Here is a 7,730-nt window from a genome sequence, read left to right on the forward strand (position 1 = left end):
GGCCCGGATGTTCAGGTTGCGCGTGGGCAGCGTGCTCAGGTTGATAACCGCACCCGGGGCCAAAGTCTGGATATCCTGGTCGGTGTCGGCATTCACCAAGGTAAAGCTCGTCACAGTTTCTCCCGCTACTACTGCCGGGGCCGGTGCTCCGCTGCGGGAGTCGGCAGGCAGGTAAGTAGCGCCGTGACTTCCTGCCTTGGAAGGTGCGGCGGCGGCCAAGCTGGGACTGGGAAAAATTAACTGCCCGCAGGCCAAAAAGGCCCACATACAGCCAAGGACATAACGCAGGGCGTGGGAACGAGAAGACGACGTATTCATATCAGGAAGCTTTAAAGTCCAAGAAAATAGTCTGCCTACCAAAGCTATTGAATTATGATACAATTGCAAATTTTTAATTTAAAATTGTGTTTTAAAATAAATTGTTCAGTTGAATAGCTGAATATTTCAACATGGTCAAATGGTCGGAGAGAGGGGGCAACAAGCCTGAGCGGCTGGTTCAGAATCAGCCTTTACCCCAGGGCATAGGCACTGAAAAGCCCGGTCACGCCTCATGCTAGAGGCGTGACCGGGCTAAGTAAGTAGAGGGTGGCCCGGCGGACAAACAGGCCCCGCAGGTTAGGGCCAGGCTACGGCAAGCTGGTAGCCAGCGTTGGCTGCGAGACTTTCGGCGCTGGCGCATCGGAGGCTAGCGGCACTTGGCCCTGCTCGCGCTGCTGAATCCGGCTTTGGATCAGGCGCCGGGCCTGCCGGATGCTGCCCCAGTGCTGCCACACGTAGCGGTAGGCCCGCAGGGAAGGCCGCTCGAGCAGCAGGCAGTACAGCAGAATGCCGAGTTGCCGGGGCAGGGCCCGCAGCAGGGTAGTGGGCAGTTCCCGCCGCGGCGGATTCTTGAGTAGCAGCAGCCATTGGTTCTTTACCGCATCAGCCTTGATGTTGCCGCCCAACTGCAGCCGCCGCCGCAGGTCGGCGGGCCGGAACTCGCGCGGGTGCACGGCCCGGCAAGCCGGGTTGAACACGGTAAGCCAGCCGAAAAGCCGGCCCCGCCAGGCAATGTCCCAATCTTCCTTGTGGGCAAAAAACCGCTCATCGAAAAACTGGCCTTCCACCCGCAGGTCGTCGATAAACGTGCGCCGGTACAAAGGCAGCGCCCCGTCGGCCCCGGCCACCGGGCCGGTGGTGAGTACGGCGTCTTGAAGCCGCTGCCCGTGCTGCCGCAACCGGAACCGGCCATCGGGCAAGGCTTCCATGCCGGTGCTGTCGATGCGTGGGTTGGCGTCGGCACTTTGCAGCAGCAGCCCGCACACGGTGCCCACACGGGCATCAGCGCGCAGGGTCTGCAGGGCCAGCGCCAGGTAGTCGGTCTGCATCACCACGTCCGGGTTGACCAGCAGCACGGCTTCGGAGCTGGTGCGGTCGAGGGCGTAGTTGTGGCCGCCGCAGAAACCGGTGTTGCGCGGCAGCCGGTGCAGCTGCACCCGCGGGTCGGTGGCCGCCACGGCTGCCACCCGGGCGCAGGTGTCGTCGGCGGAGGCATTGTCCACGACCCAGACCTCGAAATCCGGGTGGGTTTGGGTTAAAGCCGAGTGCAGGCACTGCTCGATGACGGCGGCGCTGTTCCAGGTAACGATAGAAAGCAGAACGGAAGGCATGGCAGAAAAGGCGGGAAAGGCGGCGAAGCAACGAAAACGGAGGCGCGGCCCTCAGGCCAGGGCCGCGGGCTGCCGCTCGGGCTGGGGCAGGGCCAGCCGCAGGGCCTGGCGCAGGGCGGCAAGGTCCACGGTCAGGTCGTCCTGCCGGTCGGCGGTGGCTTTTTGGGCGGAGGCCTCGTCGCGGCGGCCAATGAGCGGGTAGTGGGACATATGCAGGCGGGAGGTCAGGTCCAGGTAGTCGCCGACCACGAGGTTGCGGGGCAGAAATTCGACCAGCGCCGTGCCCGGGGCGCAGAACAGGATGTTCACCAAGCCCGCCCCGACGGGCCCGACCACCACGCGGGCCCCGGCAAACAGGGCCGCTTTTTCGCGCAAGCTCAGCTCACTCAGCGCGTAGCTGACAAAGCCGTACTCGGCCAGCACGGCTTCCACCTCGGCCTCGTTGCGCACCCGGCGGAAGGCGGCGTCGCGGCGGCTCACGTACACGAAGGGGCTGAACGGGCGGGCGGGGCGGCCCGCCGGGGCCACGTTAGGCAGGTAGGTCTGCTGCATAAACTCGCCGACCCACTCGGGGGCGTGCAGACCGCCGCCCCGCACCGGGGAAGTCACCACCAGCTGGTCGGCGCAGAGGTGGGCGTTCTGCTGCACGTCGATAATCTGCTCGTCGCGGATGCCCAACTCCAGCAAAGACTCCACGGCAAAGCGGTGGCGCCGGTCGTAGATCAGAAAGTAGTCGATGGAGTCCCAGAGGCCCGCTTCCTGCACCAGATGCAGGCGGGGCAGGGAGTCGAGCAGCCAGTGGTAGTAGTTGCCAATGGCCGCACCCCCGCCCGAAAGCAGGCTGCACACTGTTCCGTTGATTTGGACCGGATGCTGAAAGTAGCGCTGCCGGAGCACGGGGTTGTGCGCGGCGGCGGCCATGGCAAAGCTGCCGGCCGCGTACTGGAGCGAGGCATCCCCAACGAGGTGGTTGTCCTGGGCAATGATGGCGACGCTGCTGCGGTTGTCCACGTTGAGGCGGCCGGCGGGCAGGGTCAGCACAAAAGCCGCTGGCACGTCTTCCCGGGCCGCAATGGGGTCGTAGTAAGCCGGGCGCAGGGTATTGAACTCGGCCGGAATCGAGAGGTGGGAAACGTAGGCCGGATACACTTCCGAGTAGGTGGCGCCGCTGCCGGGCTTAGCGGCCAGAGCCTGGCTGCTGGCATGAATGCCGGTGGGCCGGTACTGCTCGTTGCGGGGCAGCAGCTCCCGCAGCACGTGGCCGGTGCGGCGCTGAACGCGGGCGAGAAAATCTTGCATAAGAGTCGGGCGAGGAGGGAAAGGAAGTCGGGACAGGAAAGGACGGCTTGGCTAGTGCGGCTGGGGCTCAGCCAACCCGTGCAGGGCCCGCTGCAGACACTGCCGCAGGGCGGGCACATCCACGGTCAGGTTTTCGCGCCAGCCTTCGCGCCGGGAGTGCAGCTCCCCGTTGGCCGCTTCCGACACCAGAAACTGGTGGGGCAGCCCGAGGCGGTAGCACAGCTCGGGATATTCGATGACGGTGAAATGCTTGGGAAACAGCTCGATGACGGCCGTGCCGGGCGGGGCGAAGGCCAGGTTGGCCAGGCCGGCGCCCGTGGGGGCCACCACCACCCGGGCGCCGGCAAACAGGGCAATCTGCTGGGCCAGGCTGTACTCGCCCAACACGTGGGTCTGGAAGCCGTAGGGCCGCAGCAGCTCCTCCACCGCGTCCTCGTTGAGCACGTGCCGGGCCGGGGCGTCGCGGCGGCTCAGGTACACAAACGGGCTGAACGACTCGGGGGCGGCGGCCGGCACCAGCTCCTGCCGCAGAAACGCTCCGGCCCATTCCGGGGTGTGCGTGCCGTGCCCGCGCACCGGCGACGTGACTATCAGCCGGTCGGCCACCAGGTGGCGGTGGGTGCTCACGTCGAGCAACTGCTCGCGCCGGATGCCCAGGGCCAGCAGCGAATCGACCACAAAGCGGCGGTTCAGGTCGTAGATCAGAAAGTAGTCGATGGAATCCCAGAGGCCCGCTTCCTTGACCAGGTGCAGGCGGGGCAGGGAGTCAATCAGCCAGGGGTAGTAGTTGCCCACGGCCGCGCCCCCGCCCGAAAGCAGGCTGCACACCGTGCCCGCCACCCGCGCGGGCGGGGCAAACCAGCGCAGCTGGAACACGTTGTTGTCCTCGGGCCGGGCCAAGTCGGAGCGCTTGCCGTCGTACTGAAACGAGGCGTCGCCCACCAGGTGGTTGTCGGCGCTGATGACGGCCACGCTCAGGCTGTTGTCGGCCAGCAGGCGGCCCTGCGCCAGGGTCAGCACGAAGGCGGCCGGGGTATGCTCCACGCGGTTGGGCTTGGCATGCAGGCCGCCGTAGTCGGTGGTGTGGGCGTAGAGTAAGTCCGTTACTTTCAGACGGGTTGTGGCGGCCGGGTACAGCTCAGTGTACTGGGCGCCGCTGCCGGTGCGGGCCGCCAGCGCCCGGCTGGCGGCATGCACGCCCACCGGCCGGTAGCGGCCGTGGCGCGGCACCAGCTCGCGCAGCCGCCGGCTCACCCACCGGCGGCCTTTGGTTACCAGTTCGGGCACAAGCATAGCGTAGGGTCAAGGCATGAAACAAGGGCAGAATCCCGGGGAGCCTACTCGGCCGCCTGGGGCACCAGCGTGGAGCGCGGCGAGGCAGCCCGCCACTCTTCGGAGGCCAGCACGGCCTGCAGCCCCGCCTTGAGCTTGATGCGGTGGTGCCAGCCCAGCTCGTGCAGACGGCTTACGTCCAGAACTTTGCGCATCGTGCCGTCGGGCCGCGAGAAGTCAAACACGATTTCGCCCTGGAAGCCCACCAGCTCGGCAATCAGCTCGGAAAGCTCCTGAATGGTCAGGTCCTGGCCGGTGCCGATGTTCATGGGCTCGGCCGAGTTGTAGTGCAGCATCAGGTGCAGGCAGGCGTCGGCCAGGTCGTCGACGTGCAGAAACTCCCGGCGCGGCGTGCCCGTGCCCCAGACCTGCACCCGGTCGTGGCCCTCGGCGGCGGCCTCGCTGAACTTGCGCAGCAGCGCGGGCAGGGCGTGGGAGCTGTGCAGGTCGTAGTTGTCGCCGGGGCCGTATAGGTTGGCCGGCATCACCGAAATGAAGTTGTCGCCGTACTGGGCGCGGTAGGCCTCGCACATTTTCAGGCCCGCAATTTTGGCCACGGCGTAGGGCTCGTTGGTGTGCTCAAGCGGGCCGGTCAGCACGTAGTCTTCCCGGATCGGCTGGGGGGCCTGGCGCGGGTAGATGCACGACGAACCCAGAAACAGGAGCTTCTTGACCCCGTGCACGTGGCTCTGGTGAATCACGTTGGTCTGGATCATCAGGTTCTCGTAGATAAACGAGCCCCGGTAAGTGTTGTTGGCCACAATACCGCCCACCTTGGCCGCGGCCAGCAGCACGTAGTCGGGCTTTTCCTCGGCAAAGAAGTCGGCCACGGCGGCCTGGTCGCGCAGGTCCAGCTCGGCAGAGGTGCGCACGAGCAGATTCGTATAACCCGCGTGGCGAAGCTTGCGCATCAGGGCTGCGCCGACCATACCACGGTGGCCCGCCACGTAGATTTTGGCATTTTTTTCCATAAACAAAGAGAGGTGAATGGCGAGTTGCAGGGGGCGGGAACCGGGCGCGGCGGTGGCCCGGGTGGTAAGGGGAAAGCCCGATAAGAATAGAAAACGGCGCGGGTTGGCCCGGCTTATTCGTCGTGGTAGCTGAGCACCGTGTGGCCGGCTTCCACGAGCACGGCGTCGCGCTGGAACAGGCGCACGTCGTGCTGCACCATGTCGCTGACCAAAGCCGGCAGGTCGTAGGTGGGGTGCCAGTCGAGCTCGGTCTGGGCCCGGGTGGGGTCGCCGATGAGCAGCTCCACTTCGGTCGGCCGGAAGTAGGCCGGGTCGACGGCCACCACCACCTGGCCGGTGGGCAGCTGGTAGTCGGGGTTGTGGCAGGCCACCACGTGCCCGACTTCCTGCACGCCTTCGCCGCTGAAGGTAAGCTCGATGCCGAGCTCAGCAAACGCCAGCCGCACAAAGTCGCGCACCTTGGTGGTGATGCCGGTGGCAATAACGTAGTCGCGGGGCTGGTCCTGCTGCAGCATCCGCCACATGGCTTCCACGTAGTCCTTGGCGTGGCCCCAGTCGCGCTTGGCGTCCAGGTTGCCCAGGTAGAGCTTGTCTTGCAGGCCCAGGGCAATGCGGGCGGCGGCCCGGGTGATTTTGCGGGTCACGAAGGTCTCGCCCCGGCGCGGCGACTCGTGGTTGAACAGGATGCCGTTGCAGGCGTAGAGGCCGTAGGCTTCGCGGTAATTCACCGTAATCCAGTAGGCGTACAGCTTGGCTACGGCGTAGGGCGAGCGGGGATAAAACGGCGTCGACTCGCGCTGGGGCACTTCCTGCACCAGGCCGTAGAGCTCGGAGGTGGAAGCCTGGTAGATGCGGGTTTTGCCGGCCAGGCCCAGAATCCGGACGGCCTCGAGCAGGCGGAGCGTGCCCACACCATCGACGTCGGCGGTGTACTCGGGCATATCGAACGAAACCTTCACGTGCGACATGGCGCCGAGGTTGTAAATCTCGTCGGGCTGTACTTCCTGCACAATCCGGATCAGGTTCGTGGCGTCGGAAAGGTCGCCGTAGTGCAGGCGGAAGCGTACGTGCTGCTCGTGCAGGTCCTGGTAGAGGTGGTCGATCCGGTCGGTATTAAACAGCGAGGACCGGCGCTTGATGCCGTGAACTTCGTAGCCTTTAGACAAGAGCAACTCGGCGAGATAAGCCCCGTCTTGCCCCGTGATACCGGTGATGAGTGCGCGCTTCATAGAAAGTGGAGTTGAGTAGATGAGGTTCCTCCCCGAGGGTAAGTTCAGTAGTAGAACTTTATTGACAAATTATTGCATTAATATTTACAATAGCAACGGCCTTGGTAAAATAATTTACCTATTTGAATAAAAAATTGAATTAACGCGCTTTTGATGCGTTGGGCCCGTTTCGACACCTCTCGCCCTCCATTGCTCACCATCTGACTGCTTGGCTGCGGGCCGGCCGCTGCTAGTAGCCGTAACGGTATGAGCACCAAAGTATAGAACGCAAAAAAGCCTGCTCCTTGGGGGAGCAGGCATTTGTTGAAGTCCGGACCCGGGGGCCGGGCTGCGCTTAGGCAGTTGCGGGGTCAGCCTGATTGGCGGCGGCAGCCACCGCTGCCATCCGCCGGTCGGCGGCAGCAACCGGTGTGCCCGCTGGGGCGGCTGGCGTGGCCGTGCGGGGCAGCAGCGCTACCTCAGACTGCGGCAGTACTACGGCTTCGGGCAGCGTTGCCAGGGAAGCCGCTACGCTCGTCAGGTTCAGCTCGCCGCCGGCCTGGAAGCTGGCGGGCGAAGCTACGCGGGCCGTCGACTGACCAACGTTGGTGGGGAAGGTAGCCTGGGGCAGGTTGAAGGCAGTGCCCGTCGCCTTGCGCCATACTTCCACACCCGACAGGTTCACGTAGCCGCCGGTGGTCGTCAGGCTGATAGTGCCGTTGGTCACGTTGGCCGCGTACGGACCGAGCTTTTTCCAGCTACCGGCCGAGCCGCTGTTGATGTTGCTCTGCACCGTCTGGCCGTTCACGGCCACGCTGAAGGTTTCGGGGCTGTTGTCTTCCCAAACGTAGGCATACACTTCGTACGAGCCGTTCGGTACCGAGGTCATCTGGAAGCTCAGCGCGGGGCTGTACACCGACGAGCGAATCATCTGGGCGCGGGCCGCATCGGTGGCCGGGTTCAGCGTGATAGTCTGGTTGGCGAAGCTCATGGCGTTGGTCGAGTAGTTGGCGGCCGTGCTACCCTGCCAGGCGTTGCCGTCGAGGGTCGTGGCCGAGCCGTTCAGGTTGATGGCGCGGTAGAACGTGCTGGCCGTAGCCGTGGTGCCCGATACGGTTACGCTCTTGGCGGCCGAGTTGGTGATGGCACCGGCATTATCGGTGGCGCGGGCCGTCAGGCTCAGCGTGCCGGCGGCGGTAGGCGTGAAGCTCAGGGCGTAAGGAGCCGAGGTGTCTTCGCCGAGCTTGGTTGTGCCGTTGAAGAAATCCACT

The 7,730-nt window shown here is 64.9% G+C and carries 5 protein-coding genes and 1 pseudogene; all 6 read right to left on the reverse strand.

Annotated elements, in window-relative coordinates:
• Positions 1–626 precede the first annotated feature (626 nt).
• Positions 627–1,649, reverse strand: a complete 1,023-nt coding sequence (locus EWM57_RS20375) for a glycosyltransferase family 2 protein (RefSeq protein WP_129923148.1) — start codon at positions 1,647–1,649, stop codon at positions 627–629.
• Positions 1,650–1,700: 51 nt separating this feature from the next.
• Positions 1,701–2,948, reverse strand: a complete 1,248-nt coding sequence (locus EWM57_RS20380) for a glycosyltransferase family 61 protein (protein ID WP_129923149.1) — start codon at positions 2,946–2,948, stop codon at positions 1,701–1,703.
• Between the two features lie 51 nt (positions 2,949–2,999).
• A complete protein-coding gene (locus tag EWM57_RS20385; RefSeq protein ID WP_129923150.1) occupies positions 3,000–4,241 on the reverse strand; it encodes a glycosyltransferase family 61 protein in 1,242 nt (413 codons plus the stop codon).
• 44 nt (positions 4,242–4,285) lie between these two features.
• A complete protein-coding gene (locus tag EWM57_RS20390; protein ID WP_129923151.1) occupies positions 4,286–5,251 on the reverse strand; it encodes a GDP-L-fucose synthase family protein in 966 nt (321 codons plus the stop codon).
• A gap of 113 nt (positions 5,252–5,364) precedes the next feature.
• Positions 5,365–6,480, reverse strand: a complete 1,116-nt coding sequence (gene gmd, locus EWM57_RS20395) for a GDP-mannose 4,6-dehydratase (RefSeq protein ID WP_129923152.1) — start codon at positions 6,478–6,480, stop codon at positions 5,365–5,367.
• Between the two features lie 334 nt (positions 6,481–6,814).
• A pseudogene (locus tag EWM57_RS21275) lies at positions 6,815–7,730 on the reverse strand (hypothetical protein); the annotation flags it as partial.

This window comes from Hymenobacter persicinus, assembly GCF_004167665.1.
GTDB classification, from domain to species: Bacteria; Bacteroidota; Bacteroidia; order Cytophagales; family Hymenobacteraceae; genus Hymenobacter; species Hymenobacter persicinus.